Here is a 17,639-nt window from a genome sequence, read left to right as displayed (position 1 = left end):
CAGTTGACCGGTTTGCTATCAATCGGTTAATGAATAATGGCCCTTCCGGGCAATGAAGACGGTCTGGGAGGGGGGGGACTGAAGACCGCTGAAGAGGGCTGTAAAATGCCCTGCACGGAATATAATTCAACAACCGTGCCAAAAACGCACCTTTGGGGTTTTCTCTAACCTATTGCTAGGAATTTTGCACCATAAACAATATCTTACCCATCAACCTGTTTGCTGATTTGCCCATGGATACCTCTTTTAGAATATTCGTCGTAGAAGACGACCCAACATATATGCGCATGCTCCGGTACTTTCTGGAGCTCAACCCTGATCATGAAGTGCACGTCTTCGATACGGGTGCCGCTTGCCTGGACAAACTGAACCTCAACCCCCACCTTATTTCTCTTGACTACTCTCTGCCTGATATGACGGGCGAGGAAGTACTCGAACGCATCAAGCATTATGACCAGAATATACCGGTGGTTATTTTGTCTGGACAACAAGATGTTGAAACGGCGGTCAAGCTCATCCGCAATGAAGGAGCCTACGACTACATAACGAAGAGTGAGGATTTCCGGGCCCGGCTTGAAAATGACATCAAACAGATCAAGCAAAAGATCGACCTTGAAGAGGAAGTTGATCAGTTGCGCCGTGAGGTAGTAGCCAAGTACGAATTCAGCAAGTCTGTTATCGGTGCGAGCCCAGCTATGCAGCGGGTATTCCGGTTGATGGAAAAAGCCGTTCGGACCAATATTACCGTTTCTATCCACGGAGAAACCGGTACGGGCAAGGAGGTCGTTGCCAAGAGTATTCATTACAACTCAACACGCCGGGACGGCAGTTTTGTGGCTGTTAATATGGGAGCCATTCCCCGAGACCTTTTGGAAAGTGAACTTTTTGGCTACGAAAAAGGGGCCTTCACCGGTGCTGTGACACGGAAAAAGGGACAGTTCGAACTTTCGGATAAAGGCACATTATTTCTGGATGAGATTGGCGAGGTGGGCCTCAACCTCCAAGCTAAGCTGCTCCGGGCTATTCAGGAGCGGGAGATCGTACGGGTAGGAGGGGAAGAACCGATCCCCTTTGATGCCCGGATCATTATTGCCACTCATAAAGACCTGGGCGAAGAAGTCAAAGCCGGACGGTTCCGGGAGGACCTCTACTACCGTCTTCTGGGGCTGACTATTGAGTTGCCTCCGCTCAGAGACCGCGGCAACGATGTCTTTCTGCTGGCCAATTCCTTTTTAAAGGAATTCAGCAAACAAAATGGGCTGAGCAGCCTTTTACTGACCAAAGAAGCCAAGAATAAACTACTGGGATACAGCTTCCCGGGAAATGTACGGGAACTTCGCGCGGTTATCGAGCTCGCCGCTGTGATGGCAGATGAATCTGAAGGCATACTTGCTGATGATATTCAGTTTAGAAGTATCCGGAAAGAAGATGCTTTCCTGACTGAAGAGTTAACCCTGGAGGAATACAAACGGTTGATCATTCATCACTTTCTGAAAAAATATGAAAATGATGTCATTAAGGTCGCCGAAAAACTCGATATTGGTAAATCAACGATTTATCGCATGCTAAAGGAAGAGAAAGAAGAGGTCGAACAGGCTGGATAAACCGCCAATCGAGCAATCAGGTCATCAGATATGCACCAAATAGAAAGAACCGAGCTGGAGCGTTTCTTTGAGCTCTCGCTCGCGATAGGAACATCACTCCATGCTCAGGAGAATGCCAGATTTTTCCTGAGTAAGCTCGTTGAGTCCACCAGCCTTACTTTTGCGGGGCTGTGGCTGCGCTCCCCTTCTGGTGCCTATCAACTCGAATTTGCCTACCCGGAGCAGGCCGATCACACTTCGGCAGTCGTATCAGAAGACCATTCGACCCCAAAAACACTAGAAGACCGCCCCTTTTTCACTAAAGTGTTGTCCAAAAAAACCGAGGAAGAGCCTTTCGTATACAGCGCCCACCTGGGGAAAGGCGCCTACGGGTACTTCCAATTACCTGTTTTCAGCTTTGTGCAGATTTTCGAAGCTGACAGAGAGCGGCCATTCGAATTAAATTCTATGCAGGAGCTTTCCAAACTAATCGTAAAGTTCGGGATTTCCATGGATGCCTGCATGGTCCATGCCCGCCTGAGGGAACAGCAACAATTAGTCAGTCAGGTGCAGGGGCAGCTCGAAAAAAGCGTTGCCCAGTACAGTGACCTGTTCGAGAACATGTCTGACTCACTGGTCATTCTCAACAAGACCGACCACATCGAAAAAACCAACCGGTCGGCACAGGCTTTACTGGATATTGCGGCAGATCAGAGCGGCACAGCGCCTTCCCGGTACAAGCTAACCAATTTCATCCACCCTGACGACCGGGACAAGTTTGAATATTTTTTGCAAAAGTTACTTGACTTCGAGTCCGACCGCAACTTCAGGTGCCGCATCCTAACCTCTGGCCAACTGGAAAGGTATGTTACTTTTAATTCCACCCTCATACGCGATATAAATGGCCACCGGGCAGGATCGCGCCACATTGTACGCGATATTACCAGTCAATACGCATATGAAAACCGGCTCAGCCAACTCAACACACAGCTTAGTGCGCTTGTGGCCAACCTTCAGGCCGCCATACTTTTTGAAGATACCGAACGTAAGACCTTGCTTGTAAACAGAGTGTTCTGTGAGTTATTTAAGATACCTTATGCCCCGGAAGATCTGATAGGGGTGGATGCCACCATACTGCTTCAGGAAGTGGCTCTGCAACATACAGAGCCGGAAGCCTTCCAAAACTGGACCAGCCAGACACTCAAAGCGGGGGTATTGTCTACGGATCAGAAGTTTACCATGCCCGATGGGCAAATTCTCTGTTTCGATGCTATTCCTGTCCATTCCGGAACGGAGCACCTTGGCTTATTGTGGCAATGCCATGACATCACAGCCCGCGAAACGGCTAAAACCCGCCTTCAGGAAAGTGAGGAGCGCTACCGGGGCATCCTTGAAAATATGGAGCTGGGCCTGCTGGAGTTGAATGAACAAGGGCTCATCACACGAGCGTTTGACCGTTTCTGCACCATGTTAGGCTATGAAGAGTCCGAACTTACCGGCAGGAAACCTGAAGATATCTTTGTGGCCTCTCCGGAAATTTACCGCGATGAACTGTACCGGGCAGAACGGGCAGCTTCAGAAGCTGTTATCTATGAGCAACAGTTTATGCGCAAGGACGGCAGCACCATCTGGGCGATAGTCAGCAGTACGCCTATCCTTGACCGGCGGGGCCAACTGAAGGGCTACATCGGTATACATTACGATATTACAGAGCGCAAACAACTGGAAGAACGGCTACAAGCTGCAAAAAACCGGGCAGAAAAAGCCATACAGGCCGAACGGCAGTTTTTGGCTAACATGAGCCATGAAATCCGGACACCTATGAATGCCGTAATCGGTATGACGCACTTACTGCTCAATACGCAGCCTACCCCGGAGCAGCGGGACTACCTGGATTCGCTCAAATTTTCAGCAGACAGCCTGCTGTCCCTTATCGACAATATACCGGACCTCTCCAAAATTAAAGCCAGCCAGCTCAGCCTCGAATCAAGCCCCTTCAGCCTTCGCCGTATTCTGAACAACCTCAAGCAGAGCTTCCAACTTAAGGTGAAGAATAAACCAGTAAGCGTCAATCTGGACCTCGATGAGCAGATAGACCGGCAGCTTATTGGTGACCCTACCCGCCTGAGCCAGGTTTTCACCAACCTGCTCGGCAACGCCATTAAATTTACCAGCCGGGGCACCATTGGCATCAAAGCCCGGCTTACAAAGCGCACAGATACGCACATGAGCCTGCAGTTTACAGTATTCGATACCGGTATAGGTATCGCCAAAGAAAAGCTGGAGCTCATTTTTCAGAACTTTAAGCAAGCAGACTCGGATATTACCCGTAAGTACGGAGGTACCGGGCTGGGGCTCTCCATAGTCAAACAACTTGTTGAGCTCATGGGAGGCAAAATTTGGGTAGAAAGCGAGCCAGGCAAAGGTACCGCTTTCATCTTTAACCTATCGATGCCCATGTCTGAACAGTCAGACGAAGGTCAGGAGGCAACCCCGATTGGGCAGGCTGTCCATCAGGGCCTGCTCCGTTCTCTTTGGGTACTCCTTGTGGAAGACAACCCTATGAACCAAAAGCTGGCCAGCCATATCCTAAAAGACTGGGGGTGCCACTTTATGATTGCGAATGATGGGGAAGAGGCTCTGGAAAAAACCAGGCAACAACACTTTGACATCATCCTGATGGACATTCACATGCCCAAACTTGACGGTTGCCAGGCTACTGCTCAAATCAGGGCTGAAGAAGGCAACCCCAATCAGCACTCCCTCATTATCGGGCTAACCGCAGCGGCCCTGCTGGACGAAAAGCAGCGCGCTATCGAGGCTGGCATGAACGAGTTTATCACCAAACCCTTTTCTCCGGCTGCACTATCAAAACTTATCCTTAACAGCTTACAACTGAGCCATTCAACTAGCAAAAAGCAATTAGCTATGAATACAGAGCATGATAATAGCCAGGCCCCTGTCAAAGTCGACCTCACTTACCTGCATGAATTCAGCGGAGGAGACGAAAACTTCGTCAAAGAGATCGTTGAAACCTTTATTCAGGAAGCACCGGAAAACATCGCCAAATTATCAAAAGGGCTGATACAGGAAGACTGGGATACGGTATACAGAATGGCTCATCAGTTAAAACCTAACTATATGATGCTTGGCATGTCTGCGCAGCAGGAAACTGCGCTCTCTATTGAAAAAATAGCCAAGACAGCACCGGCAAAAGACCAAATAGACCAGCAGATCAATCAACTTGTGACAGATACGGAAAAGGCTATACCGCTGCTCAGAGAAAAACTTTCAAAGTTGCAGGCATAAAAAAAGCTAGCCACCATTTCTGATTCTCAATTAAAACTTTTTAACCCTCGAGTTAATATTCGCTCTCTTATGAATGAAATCAGTACCTGGCGGCTAGCTACAAATACACCTAAAAACCCATTTATCTTGATCGCAGCACTTTTGCAGCGTAATAATCAACAGTTTGGAGAGCGTTATGGGGAGGAAGCCTCTGTTGTGATTCCCCATTATAATTGCGAAGCTTCCTCCAACATAACTTAAATGAACGTTGCCTGATTTTCAGACAGATTCGCTCTCATTACCGGTTTGAACTACAGCATAAGCTATGCCAAAAGACACAAACACCTGTAATACAATTATTTAATTCCAAACCCTCGCTCCAGGTTATCCCAATTTGAGACTAATTATTCAAAATGGGAAAAAATCCCCTTTTGAGATATCTTGCCCGGACTACGGAACAAGGCTGCCATTACATATTTTTCACATTTTAGAACAACCCAATTCTTCGTTTCTTTACCGACATCTTGTTCAAAACAAGAGATAAAGATTTAAATGTGTTGGGAGAATTGTAGCCCTCCGAGCCACGTTGCTCAGAGGGCTTTTTTTATGATGCAGCGTGCTTATCGGCAGACCACTTCGCCAGATAGCCAAAGCCAAGGGTAGTAAAGAAAGAAAACATGGCGTACACTAAGGTGGGTTCAGCCATCTGTTCGTCACCAATCATCACGGTTGCCACTAACAGCGCCAGCGTAGTGTTTTGCAACCCCACCTCAATACCGATCGTAATGGCATCATAAGCACTTTCTTTCACGATACGATTGGCGGTCCAGTAGCTCATAAACATCGTAAACAAGTGGAAACCAAGCATGACCGGGGCGAGCACAGCGATATCTGCCCAACTGATTTGGCTCCCTCCGCTTTCTTCGCCTCCAAAGAATTTAATGGCAAAAACAGCTGCCAGCAAAAGGGTGGTCACCACTTTCACTGGCTGCTTAAAGTGCTCTGCAAGTACCGGGAACTGCCTGTGGAATATAAGCCCCAGTGAAACGGGCAGAAGCACGATCAGCAGTACATTTAAAGACGTCTCTGTAACCGAAAGACTGAACGAGGCTGAGGTATGCATAAACACTTCTGCCCCGAGGTTGACCCCCACCGGGATGGTCACCAAAATCAGCAGGCTGTTGATCGCGGTCAGGCTTATAGAAAGAGCGGTCTTAAGCTCCAGTAAATAGGAGATAAAATTAGAGGTTGCCCCGCCTGGGCAAAGCGACAAAATAATGATGCCCAATTTCCAGGTATTGCTAACGGGCAACAACAGACAGACCAGAAAAGCCACAGCTGGCAGAAACAGCATTTGCAAACTCAATCCCAACGCTACCAGTTTGGGCCGGGCTACAATCTCTTTGAAGTCTGAAAGCTCCAGAGAAGTCCCAACGCCAAACATCGTGAGCGCTAACACCACCGGAATAAGGATATCTATAAAGGCCATATTCGTTTGAAAATATGCAAAAGGCAGGTCAATCTGCTATCTTCGTGCAAAGAAAGATAAAAGTTGAAAATTCAAAATTAAAAATTGGACGAGGCAAAGAAAACAGAACGCTGGCGGCTTATTCTGGGAAAACAGTCAGACCCTTCCGTTTCCGTCCCGTTGTCAGGGAACGCGAAGGGCATGGACAAAGTTCTGGAAGCCCTTTACGATAGTGACCGTAAGGGCGGCCTCGGCAGCTCTGCCCCAAATGTCAATCGCTGGCTGGGAGATATCCGCCGTTACTTCCCCACTCCTGTGGTCCAACTCATGCAGCGCGATGCTCTACAGCGCCTGGGCCTGGAACGCATGCTACTGGAGCCGGAATTACTCGAAGCGATTGAGCCTGATGTGGAACTCGTTGGCACTCTGCTGAGCCTGAACAAGCAGATGACTGATGAAACCAGAGCTTCAGCAAGAATCGTAATCAGAAAAATTGTACAACAACTGGAAAAACGCCTGGAGTTTCCACTTAAGCGGGCCATCCGGGGCAGCCTTGACCGGGCGACCCCCAACCGGCGTCCCCGCCTCAACGAAATCAACTGGCACCGCACGATCCGCACCAACCTGAAACATTATCAGCCGGACTATAAAACGATTATCCCTGAGCAGCTGCACGGGTATGGACGAAAGCGGTCACGGCTGAAGGATGTTTTTATCCTGGCTGACCAAAGTGGCTCTATGGCTGCTTCTGTGGTTTACGCAAGTATCCTGAGCTGTATTATGGCTTCTGTATCGGCCCTTCAAACCCGTTTTATTGCCTTCGACACCTCGGTTGCAGACCTTTCTGAGCACCTGCAGGACCCGGTGGATTTGCTGTTCGCCACTCAACTGGGCGGTGGCACCGACATTGCCAAAGCCGTAGCCTACGCCCGCCCGCTTATCCGCCGCCCCAACGATACCATACTTGTGCTTATTAGCGATCTGTACGAGGGGGGGCGCCCGGAAAAGCTCCTTGCCCATGCAGCCCAAATCAAGGCAGCCGGCACTCAGTTTATTGCATTGCTTGCCCTGAATGACAAGGGCGCCCCTGCCTACAGCAAGGATATCGCGGCGCAGTTAGCCGTGCTCAATATACCCTGCTTCGCCTGCACGCCAGAACAGTTCCCGGGCATGATGGCCGCGGCTATTCAGCAGCGCCCTATCACAGACTGGCTCGCTCAGGAAAACATCCCTGTCAAGAACTAATCAATCAGGTGCTCTACCAGGTCATCTTCCTTTTCTGCAAGCAGTTCCGTAACATCAGCGAATGCGGCATAATTGGCACACATCAGCACAGGGAATGCCACTAATACGCCCACAAAGAACACCAGAAAACCCAGACCGACCAGCAGCCCGAGGACCAGGAAAAAGAGAAAGAACAGCCCCCACTTTTTGCTAATGACTTTCCGGCTGGTTTCCATAGCATCCCAAAACTCCATCCCGTAAAACACAATAAAGTGATAAGCCCAGGAATAAGCTATACCAAAATAAACAGCCGGCGCCAGCAACAGGAAAGACCAGAAGGGAAAAGCCGGGGGTTCAACGGTAGCCAGGGGATTATCAATAGCATTCCATACCCATTCAAAGGTGCCCGTCAGATACCAAACGACAAGCATCGGGATGAAGGAAGCGAAAATGATCAGGTTCGTCACTAAAGCGGCTAGTGCGAGTTGCCCTACATAATCGAACCCCTTGAAAAAAATGCCAAATTCCAGTGGTTCATCCCGATGGAGCTTGTGGGCAGCAAGGTAGCCTCCTACCAAAAGGGCAGGTGTAAGAACCAGATTAGAAAGCAGGGACCCTATAAAGGGGACAAGGCTGGCAACAACAATGATCATGCCTGCCAGAAAGGCAAAGCCGATAAAGTTGCCCGCACTTTTCTGGAAGAGCGTAAAGCCCCGGCTGATATAACCGCTAAGGTCAAAGTGGTAGCCTTCCTCAATGACCGCATTGATACGATTGCGCTGTGATTCCGTCATAGATTTAATAATTAATTGGAAATAAGTTAAAGGATTTGATGTGCTCTGAAGCCTGTGAAGCTTTTGAGCGAAATGACTTCCCAGTTTTTCAGCACGCTGAGTACCTCCGCTTCCTGCCGGGCAGCAATAGCGACTAATAATTCCGGGGCCGTATCCCAGTTAAAAGCGTAGTACTCCGGCTTGCCCCCGGAATCCCGAACGGTAGCGGCCTGAGCTGCGTTGCCCCAAACTTCAAAGCCAAGGTTCTGCTCCAGGCACAGTTGCTGAAGTAGCTTGATATCGTCCTCCCCAGCACTAAGCAAAGTACAGGAATAAGCTCCGTAATGCCCGCATTTCTTCAGCCCCAGCTCATCATATATAGGCAATCGGTACATGCCGCTGCTGTGGTAACCGCGTACTACATTATCGATCAGCACCAGGTCTCCGTAACGGCGCCCGGATGCAGGCTGAGGGATGGAGCGGATATATCCAAGGCAAGGGCTGACCCTTTGGGCCCACATCACCTCAAACTGATTTTGGAATTGAAGCCTCACAGAAACCGGCTTCAGGGAATATTGCTTCTGAGGGCTCCAGCCAAATTTATCCCAGACCCTGCGTGCCTGTTTTAATTTTCCGATGGCCGTTGCAGCCAGTCCAACGTCCCACCATGCCTGCCGGTTGGACACATCAAGAGTAACAGCTCTTTTGTTGTAGTACAACGTGGGCTTCCATTCTCTGCGGTACTTGTACAGTTGTCCCAGCCGTAAATAGGGCTGCTCCCACTGGGGGGCTTCCCGGGCCACCAACTTGTAAAGTTTGACTGCGTTGTAGGGATCAGACCCTGCCTCATACTGCTGTGCCTGTTCGAATAACGCTCTATGTTGTTCTGTTGGTTGATTGCTCATCCTTGCTCCTCGGTCCTTTCCGAATAAAATAGTTGTTAACAGCCCGGCAATGTGGTTATTTTTCCTCAACCTCCGCTGGTGCCATACATTTCAAAGATTAATATAAGGCATACCTTGTTTGATTACAAATTTATCTGATCCGAAGCTCGGCCTAAAAGGAGCTTGAATCCGTTGGTATACGCCTCAACTATCTTGGTTTCTCAGGCGTTCTCAAGCCAATACCAATCTGTAAATCAACCATGCCAACGAAGAAATTCAAAACCAATATTAACTGTGGCAACTGCGTGAAAGCCGTCACTGGTTTTTTAGGCGATGTCCCCGGTATAGACCACTGGGAAGTAGACACCAGCAACCCGGACAAAATCCTTTCGGTCAGCGGCTCAGATTTTGACGAAGCGGCGGTGGTTGAAGCGGTTGAAGATGCCGGTTTTGACATCCACCCGGCGGAGGTAACAAACTGATTATCATTTTTTAACGATGAGTTGATGTGTTTCCGGAACCAATCCTGCATCTTTGCCTGTTGAGAAGCTAATTTGTTCATTTTTAAAATCAACCTCATGGCAGAATGGATCTCGTCTCTCGGATATATTGGAGCTTTCCTGGGTGCAGTACTTGAGGGAGAAGTAGCTTTTCTGACTGCTATACAGGCCACCCGGCTGGGCTACCTCAACTTCTATTATGTATTACTGGCTGTATTCCTGGGTGCTCAAGCTGTAGACTGGTCGCTCTATCTGGCTGGCCGCAAGGGGGGGCAGACCGCTATTGACCGGCGCCCTAAGCTGCAGCCTCGCTTCAATCAGATGGCAACTGCGGTTGAACAGCGTTCTACACTGTTATTGCTGGTTTACCGGTTCATGTATGGCTTTCGGATTGTCTTGCCTACGCTTTTCGGTGTAGCTAAAGTTCCAGTTATCCGCTTTGCGCTTTTCAGCTTCATCAGTACACTGCTTTGGGTGCTAATTGTGGGCAACCTGGGGTTCTTTTTTTCAGAACCGCTGCTTCATGGACTGGCAACGCTCAAGTCTTACCTGCCGGCAATGCTATTGCTCCTCACAGGCGGGGGAGCCTTCCTATTCTTTCGTTATCAAAGCAAACTGTGAACAGATTGCTTTAGAACGCCTATCTTTATCCTGTACAGGCCATAAAGAAACGGGCTAAGGTATAAAAATGAGGTTCCGTTTTTTGCTGTAAAGGCTGGGTGCCTTCCTATGGAAATGCCCAGATCGCGATGTATAGCTTAATTGATCTTCCGGGGAAGTTTTGGCCTGGCAAAAACCTCTAATATTCACTCATGCGGGAGTTGTTACCAGACACGTTCAGCAGGCAAACGGCGTACCGGGTCAAAATCTACCTGGCAGCAATACTACTCCTGTTGGTAAAAACAGGTCCGGGGCAAGGCTTCCAAAGTGCAATGGGGAGCATAAGTTACCGCGATGGCATAGAAGGGCACAACCCTCACACCAGCATGATCAGTTCCGACGGAAGGCTCTGGATTTACACCGAAAAGCAGCTCAATGGCTACGATGGCTACAGAATCAGTGCATTCTTAGATGAACAGCCACCGGTTGTTTCCAGATTCAACAACCTGCTATTCGAAGCGCCAGATGGGGTCATCTGGGCGGGTAGCTATAAGCTTGCAAGGCGAGCGCAGGTTGATTTTTGTGGCGAACTTGCCCTTAAGGTCATCAGCCAGGATGGAAAGCAACATGATTTTCAGGAGTACTACCGGAATAGCCTGCCTTTTTCCACCAGCGACATCATCAATATCTGCAGTGATGGCCGCCCCGGATCCCCTGTTTATCTCTGCACTCTTAAAGGAAAAGTTTACCGGTACGACGAGTCTGGCTTCCACGAAATACCTATGCCACCCTTATCCGGACAGCTGATCAACACGGTCTATCCCAATACAGATGGCTCCTACTGGATAGGAAGCAGTGGCCGCCTGTCACAAGTCAGCCCGGATGGGAAAATAACAGCTACCTACTCTGTTCCGATATCTCCCTTGCGGATCTCCAAGGCCGGGCCTCAAGTGTATTCCTTATATTTTTGGCCCGAAATTATCTATAACGGCCAAGCGATCCGGCAACTATTACTGCTGCCGGGGCAGGGTATTCAGCCCCACCTGACTGTTAACAAGGAGACGAAAGTTGACATCACTAATGCTATTTGCATTAAATGGCAGGAAGAAGAGAGCATCTGGCACATCGTTAGCACAGATGACTGGCGGGTATTCGACAAAACAGCGAGCCAGCCATTCTCATTCAAAAAGGCCTATCCGGAAGAAGCCAGAGGGTTTCTCGTCAACAACCTGCCCCAGGAGCTTTATTTTGACCAGGCAGGGGTGGCCTATGCTACGATGTACTCCAAAATACTGGCCCTTAAGGTTTTCAAACTGCCATTCCGGCAACTGCTCACAGAAGACGACGAGCTGAACAGTATGCGGGCTATTCTTTCTTATCGCGCAGATACTGTCCTGCTCAGTAGTTATTCCGGTCTGGCAGGCTACAACCCTATCACTGAAGAAATTTTCTGGATTCGGAAAGCCGAAGATGAGGTTTGGCTGGACGCCATCAAGCTGAGCCCGGATACCCTACTGACCTGCAGCCACCTTTCAGTTCTTAAACGCTGCAACAGTAGCGGAGACGTTTTCCAAACCATTCCTAAGGCTGATCCGGGCCGGTCATTCCTGACCATCTATACTTTATTTGAAAACTCATCAGGACAAATTTGGCTGGGGACATCAGCCGGGCTTGCAGCCTATCAAAAGGGAGAGGATCATTACCGGTTTTACACCGAAATTAATACAACCGGAGCGCTGGGGAGGTCCTCGGTGCGGCACATTACGGAGCATGACAACCGTCTGTGGCTGGCAACCGACAAGGGCCTTTACAGTGTAGATACAGCAACCCAGGCTGTGGTGCATCATTTTGAAGCCGATACCACCATTTCCCTGAATTACCTGTATTGGTCCTCACCGGATACCTGCTGGATGGCGACAAATGGCAGCGGCCTGTGGCGCTGGACGCCCTCCAGCCAATTGGTAAAAAAATACAACCGCAACACCATGGGCCTGCCCAATGATGTCCACCATGCGGTATACCCTGACCGCTCCGGCCGCCTTTGGGTGCCCTCCAATGACGGGCTGATCTGGCTTATGCCCTCTACCGGCGAGTTTGGCACTTTCACCCGCCAAAGTGGATTGCCCGACAATGAGTTCAACTACAATTCCCATCTTCAACTTGAGGACGGGCGCCTCATTCTGGGAGGTGTAGCGGGGGCTGTGGTATTCCACCCGGACAGTATTCTGGTTGACCTGGATCGAAATGCCTCCCTTAATGTGGTCTACTTCGGTGTGCCCGACAAGAAGACCGGTCTGCTCGTGGACCGGACAGCAACCTGGTCTCAAAGCCACCGAATTGAGCTTTCCCCCCTGACCAATATGGCCTGCCACCTAAAAGTGCATGTGGCTTCCTACCTCCCGCTTGAGGACCATCAGTATGATTACCGCATCGATGGGCAGCATGACAACTGGATTCCCATGAGCAGTAACGAGCTGGTCATTAGCGGCCTGCCATACGGCGAATATCAGCTGCGCATACGGGGCCGGACCAACACCTATGCCCATAACTCTGAAGAGCTGCGCATTCCGCTGCTTGTACGGAAACCCTATTACGAAAAATGGTATTTCTGGCTCCTGATTGCGCTCGGTACCACAGGGATTGGCTTCCTTGTATTCAGATTTAGGTTAAGGCAGCTGAGGCACTCAGAAAAACGGCTGCGCCAGGAAGTAGAACGCCGGACCCAAACCATCAATCAGGACCGGCAGACCATTCTGAGGCAAAACACAGAGCTCGAGCAATTGAATAAAGGGAAGGACAAGGTAATGTCCATCATCGGACATGAAATCAAAGGCAACCTGTTTTTTATTGGCAGCGCAACCCGGCAAATTTTGCAGACCATTAGGGTTGAAGACTACGATAGTGCAGAGGCGCTCAGCCGAAATATACACCATGCTGCACTCCGCATGGAAGGTGCTATCGAGAATCTCACGCGCTGGGCTACCCTACAAAGTGGCAAGATGGTCATCCAGAGAGATAAAGTCCGCCTGAGGCCACTCCTCGAACGCTTAATCCGGGAACAACAACCCGTAGCAGAGCGCAAAGGCATTGAGCTTTCACTGGATATTTCTGGCGACCCCACCGCTCTGGCCGATTTCAATGCCATGAATATTTGCCTGCAAAACCTCCTCCGCAATGCTCTTAAATTTACAGATCAGAGCGGCAGCATCCGGGTAAGTTGCTTCACGCGGGACCAACGTGCCTGCCTCGAAGTAAAAGACTCTGGTATAGGCATGGAACAGGAAATCATAAACCGGGTATTTTCAAGTACGCTGCAGGAAAGCCGGGTGGGCACATCCGGGGAAGTCGGCACTGGCCTGGGGCTGAATATCACCAAAGAGCTGATTGGGCTGCAATCGGGCGAGCTCGCCTTTGAAAGCAAAACCGGGCAGGGGACTACAGTCATCGTCACCCTTCCGTTGTATGAAGAGGAAAACTAAGAATTGACTACTTTCTCGATGAGTTCCCGCCGGCTGCTTACCCCGATCTTTTGATAGAGGCCTTTAACGTAGTGACGGACGGTATTTATGGAAATATGGTTATCGTCAGCGATTTCCTGATAGCTTTTCTCTTGCAACAACCCGTCCAAGACTTCGATTTCCCGCTTGACCAGGATGATGTTCAGGTTTTTGGATAATTCGCCAATATTAACCTGATGGTGTGGAAGTTTACGGTTTTGAAAGGCTTTAAGCAGATTGGCAGAAATGCTCGGCTCCAGAAAGGCTCCCCCCGCATAGGTAAGTTTTACCACCTCCGCTAAGTCTGGCTGAGGGTCAGTACGCTTCACAAAATAACCATCCGCTCCGGCTTCCACAGCTTTAGCCAACAGCTTAGGGTTATCGTGCCCCGTAACCATGATAACTTTAGCATCTTTCGTCAGCCGTTTGATCTTTGGCAAGTGAACAATGCTCTTCTCGCCACGGAGATCGAGGTCCAGAAGAATAATGTCCAGCTCAAGTTGTTCTTCAAACAACTGATCAAAAAAGCCTTCCACCGATGTAGACAGCAACGTACATCGGATGCCGTGAGCAGACAATTCCAACAGCATTTTCATTTGCTGTAGCAGCAACTCCTGATCATCAATAATAGCCGTTCGGATTACCTGACTCAATAATAACAGTGTTTTATCTGCTTAAAGTAGCTACTGATAAACGAAGAAAATGTAAAAAAGGATTAAAACAGCCTCTTTGCCGGGGCAAGCTTACATTTTTTCTACATGATAAGCATCCTGCTTTATCCCCTGAATTTACTTAATTTCCTTTTTCTATCGGAGAAAATATGCACAGTTTCCGGAAGCAGGCACGCCTGCTTCCTTTTAAAACCAGATGAACCTGCGCTTATTGAGTTGGATTTTGAAAAAGGGATTCGTCTTTGCTCCGAAGTCAATTGCCATCTGATTATTACCGCTGACATTAAAGTCCAAAATGACTGGCCGACCGGCGTGTTGCCGCACCAGACCATTAAACAAATGCGGCAGCGCGCCCACTGCTTTACCTTCGGGAGACACCACCGGCATGAAGCTTATGACTTTACCATGGCTGTATAGAAAAAAATTAACAGCCAGTGGATTCGCGTCCGTGTCGAGTACAGAAGAGGCAAACCCCCACCCCCGGTGCAAAGCGTTGTACATAACCCGCTGCATACCGTGAAATACCTCTTCCGATTGTTGACGGCGGGGGCGGTACTTTTTATAAAAACCGGCAATCTGTTCAGGTTTCATACTTGAGGTCAGCACCAGCCCGGCGTCTTCTGCCAGCTGCAACTTTTCCATGAGCGGCCGGCTGTAGCCATCGGTGATTTCTTCATAAGCACGGTTCAGGAATAACTGATAGTTGGTCTGCTTTTCTACTTTGAACCTACTCCCATCAGGTATAGGGTTTTGCTCATTGAGATAAATAGAGATGTGCTGATACTGTTCAGGAATAGCTGCCAGAAAACGCTCAACCCGGGGTTTTGACAAAACATGGATAGAATAGATACCAAGTTCCCGTATCAGCGCGGGCTGATGCAATTCCTTTCCGGAAATACGCCCGAGCCGCCAAACCAAAGGAAAGACCGATTCATAATCACCCTCCACCAGAGCGTCCCAGTCTTTAGCAATATGATCCAGGTACCACATATACCCGAAAATATTGCCGTTGGTCGCATAATGAACGCAGCTGTTCCACTTCACTTTGTCGATTTCCCCCCTAGGTACAAATTTGATCTCCATGCTTGTTTTTGATCCGTAATAAACCGGAGTGATGTCACACCCAGTATTTTAATTTTGTAAATAACCCGAATAAATCATTCGATGTTTTTGACTTTTATTGTAAATGAAGCTACTTTTACTCCCTAAACAAACAAAAATCATTTTCAGGCAAATTTATGCCTGTCAACTTTTGTTACTTTTTTGCTTTTCAAAGAGCTTGTCTATCTAAGCCCCACACTAACTAACTATCTTCCCAAACGAATAGAACGCGCAATTACAGCCCAACAACTTATGGTTTGTGAAATTATGGCGTAGCCAGTTTTCCAACTCGCAAGGCAACACCTGTCGTAAACGAAGGTGACGCCTGTACAAAAAACCAGGGGCAAAGGGGCTCCTTCTCTAATGCCAGTATTTTGCTTTTGTATGCAAATTACGGGGCGAAGCGAAGTGGAAACAGCAAGTCATTAAGCATACCATACAATTGACGCAAAGCGGGATTTCTGATTGCAGGCAATAAAACACAAAACATATTCGGGTAGCCTTTAGCCTACCCTTCACATGGTTAAGAGTTCTACAGCTTACTTACTCTTTCTTGAATTTTAAAAAATTCTTAGCCATGAGTATTACCCCCCAACGACTGGCCTTCCGGCCTGCACGTAACGTTAAAGAATTGGAATCCTTATTCCGGTTGCGTTACCAGGGCTATCTGGAAAGTCAGTGCGCCAGCCTCGTCACCGATAATCAACACGGTTTCGAGCTAGATGTTTATGATCATTACGCTCATCATATCGGGCTCTTTCAGGAAGGGCATTTCAATGCTCAACCTATTGGCTACCTCAGGCTGGTGCAGGAACATGCAGGTCCATTTTCAGACCGCATAGAAGCCATAGCCAGCCATTACGATATAGCGTGCCCGCTTCCTGAAGAAGGCCCTGGCCTTCCATTGCTCAGCAACTGTCCGGAAAAATCCACCATTAGTGAACACATGAACCTGCTACGGCCGGAGCGCAACGGCATAGTAGAGGCCAGTCGTTTTGTTTTCGCCCCCGAGGCTCGTTCGGGCGGCTATACAAAGTTCTTTGTCGAAGCCGCCATTGCCCGTATGCTGTACCATCACCGCTACAGCGGCATCATGCTGGCCTGCCACCCCCGCCATGCCGCCCTCTATCGGAGGTATGGCTTCAGGCAAATTGTGGATGGCAGCCAGAATGACTACAATGGCTTAGCCGCCAGCATCCTCAGCATGCAAATTTCTGACATCCGGTCTGCACTCCAATCAAAAATTCGGGATATGGGACTGGCTCAGCAGCGGCACGACGGCCTGCTGTTGCACCCTGAAACCAAAGCCTGGTATGCGTCTGTACCGGCCTCTAAAGAACGTCTTGTTGCCTAAACCTTCTAAAATTTTCAATCATGGGAAAGATCAAAAACACCGTCCTTTTTTTACTCTTAGCTTACTTCCTCCCGCTGGCATTACGCCCGTCATTGCTGCTGGACTACAGAATATTATTTCTGATGCTTGCCGCCGTCACCGTATTCCTTACCCAACCTGGCTTTGAAGCGAAGGAAGCCGAACGCGACCGTTCCGCCGATAATAACAGCGTACTGTTTATCCTGGCCCTCTCTGTCTTAGCGATCGCTATTCCAGTTGCGGAATGGGGGTATTTCCACCCGGACCGCGCGCACTTGCACCGGACAATTACCGGAGGCCTCATCGTCATAGCAGGTACCGGGCTGCGCATTTGGGCCATACAAACCCTGGGGCGCTTTTTCACTGCCACCGTACAGATTCAGGAAACGCACCAACTAATTCAGCATGGGCCCTTCCGTTACATCCGCCACCCGAGCTACACGGGAGCATTATTGACTGCTGCAGGCGGCGCTGTTGTACTGGAGTCCTGGTTTGGGCTGCTGATCGCCACCGCCTGTATGCTGTATGCTTATTATGTTCGGATTACTGCCGAAGAAACAGCGCTGGTCAGTAAGTTCGGACAGCGCTATCTGGACTACCAGAAGCAATCAAGCCGGTTAATACCCGGTATTTGGTAACCGGGCTGGTTGGGCTTCGGAAAAAGTTGCTAATTTCAAC

The 17,639-nt window shown here is 49.2% G+C and carries 13 protein-coding genes; 8 read left to right on the top strand and 5 right to left on the bottom strand.

What is annotated here, in order from left to right; all coding sequences use genetic code 11:
• Positions 1–233: 233 nt before the first annotated feature.
• Positions 234–1,604 carry a sigma-54-dependent transcriptional regulator gene (locus tag IX84_RS09095; RefSeq protein WP_044219085.1) on the top strand — a complete coding sequence of 457 codons (1,371 nt, stop codon included), beginning with the start codon at positions 234–236 and terminating at the stop codon, positions 1,602–1,604.
• A 30-nt stretch (positions 1,605–1,634) separates the two neighbouring features.
• Entirely contained in the window at positions 1,635–4,892 is a 3,258-nt protein-coding gene (locus tag IX84_RS09090; protein WP_052515895.1) for a hybrid sensor histidine kinase/response regulator, read from the top strand.
• Between the two features lie 583 nt (positions 4,893–5,475).
• Here IX84_RS09090 and IX84_RS09085 read toward each other — a convergent pair.
• Complete coding sequence (locus IX84_RS09085) at positions 5,476–6,360, bottom strand: bile acid:sodium symporter family protein (protein WP_044219083.1); 885 nt, start codon at positions 6,358–6,360, stop codon at positions 5,476–5,478.
• Positions 6,361–6,444: 84 nt separating this feature from the next.
• On the opposite strand from IX84_RS09085, the gene IX84_RS09080 reads away from it, so the two are divergent.
• Positions 6,445–7,584, top strand: a complete 1,140-nt coding sequence (locus IX84_RS09080) for a VWA domain-containing protein (protein ID WP_044219080.1) — start codon at positions 6,445–6,447, stop codon at positions 7,582–7,584.
• On the opposite strand, the gene IX84_RS30855 is transcribed toward IX84_RS09080, so the two are convergent.
• Both IX84_RS30855 and IX84_RS09070 read right to left on the bottom strand, forming a co-directional pair.
• Positions 7,581–8,357 carry a hypothetical protein gene (locus tag IX84_RS30855; RefSeq protein ID WP_052515894.1) on the bottom strand — a complete coding sequence of 259 codons (777 nt, stop codon included), beginning with the start codon at positions 8,355–8,357 and terminating at the stop codon, positions 7,581–7,583. The genes IX84_RS09080 and IX84_RS30855 overlap by 4 nt on opposite strands.
• 26 nt (positions 8,358–8,383) lie before the next feature.
• Complete coding sequence (locus IX84_RS09070; RefSeq protein ID WP_044219076.1) at positions 8,384–9,241, bottom strand: tetratricopeptide repeat protein; 858 nt, start codon at positions 9,239–9,241, stop codon at positions 8,384–8,386.
• A 239-nt stretch (positions 9,242–9,480) separates the two neighbouring features.
• Here IX84_RS09070 and IX84_RS09065 point away from each other — a divergent pair, with 239 nt between their 5' ends.
• The 3 genes from IX84_RS09065 to IX84_RS09055 all read left to right on the top strand — a co-directional run bounded on the left by IX84_RS09065 (position 9,481) and on the right by IX84_RS09055 (position 13,799).
• Positions 9,481–9,702 carry a heavy-metal-associated domain-containing protein gene (locus IX84_RS09065; protein ID WP_044219074.1) on the top strand — a complete coding sequence of 74 codons (222 nt, stop codon included), beginning with the start codon at positions 9,481–9,483 and terminating at the stop codon, positions 9,700–9,702.
• 96 nt (positions 9,703–9,798) lie between these two features.
• Positions 9,799–10,341: a DedA family protein gene (locus tag IX84_RS09060; protein WP_044219071.1), complete on the top strand. Its 543-nt coding sequence runs from the start codon at positions 9,799–9,801 to the stop codon at positions 10,339–10,341.
• Positions 10,342–10,532: 191 nt separating this feature from the next.
• Positions 10,533–13,799, top strand: coding sequence for a sensor histidine kinase (locus IX84_RS09055; RefSeq protein WP_044219070.1), 3,267 nt, complete (start codon positions 10,533–10,535; stop codon positions 13,797–13,799).
• Here IX84_RS09055 and IX84_RS09050 read toward each other — a convergent pair.
• A complete protein-coding gene (locus tag IX84_RS09050; RefSeq protein ID WP_044219067.1) occupies positions 13,796–14,470 on the bottom strand; it encodes a response regulator transcription factor in 675 nt (224 codons plus the stop codon). The genes IX84_RS09055 and IX84_RS09050 overlap by 4 nt on opposite strands.
• Positions 14,471–14,674: 204 nt before the next feature.
• Positions 14,675–15,571 carry a hypothetical protein gene (locus tag IX84_RS09045; RefSeq protein WP_044219064.1) on the bottom strand — a complete coding sequence of 299 codons (897 nt, stop codon included), beginning with the start codon at positions 15,569–15,571 and terminating at the stop codon, positions 14,675–14,677.
• A 595-nt stretch (positions 15,572–16,166) separates the two neighbouring features.
• Here IX84_RS09045 and IX84_RS09040 point away from each other — a divergent pair.
• Entirely contained in the window at positions 16,167–16,943 is a 777-nt protein-coding gene (locus tag IX84_RS09040; protein ID WP_044219061.1) for an N-acyl amino acid synthase FeeM domain-containing protein, read from the top strand.
• 20 nt (positions 16,944–16,963) lie between these two features.
• On the top strand, positions 16,964–17,599 hold the full coding sequence (locus IX84_RS09035) for a methyltransferase family protein (RefSeq protein ID WP_052515893.1): 636 nt from the start codon (positions 16,964–16,966) through the stop codon (positions 17,597–17,599).
• The last annotated feature ends 40 nt before the right edge of the window (positions 17,600–17,639 follow it).

The organism is Phaeodactylibacter xiamenensis (assembly GCF_000759025.1).
GTDB classification, from domain to species: domain Bacteria; phylum Bacteroidota; class Bacteroidia; order Chitinophagales; family Saprospiraceae; genus Phaeodactylibacter; species Phaeodactylibacter xiamenensis.
Note: the sequence above shows the minus strand (reverse complement) of the source record. Positions and strands in the feature narration are given on the sequence as shown.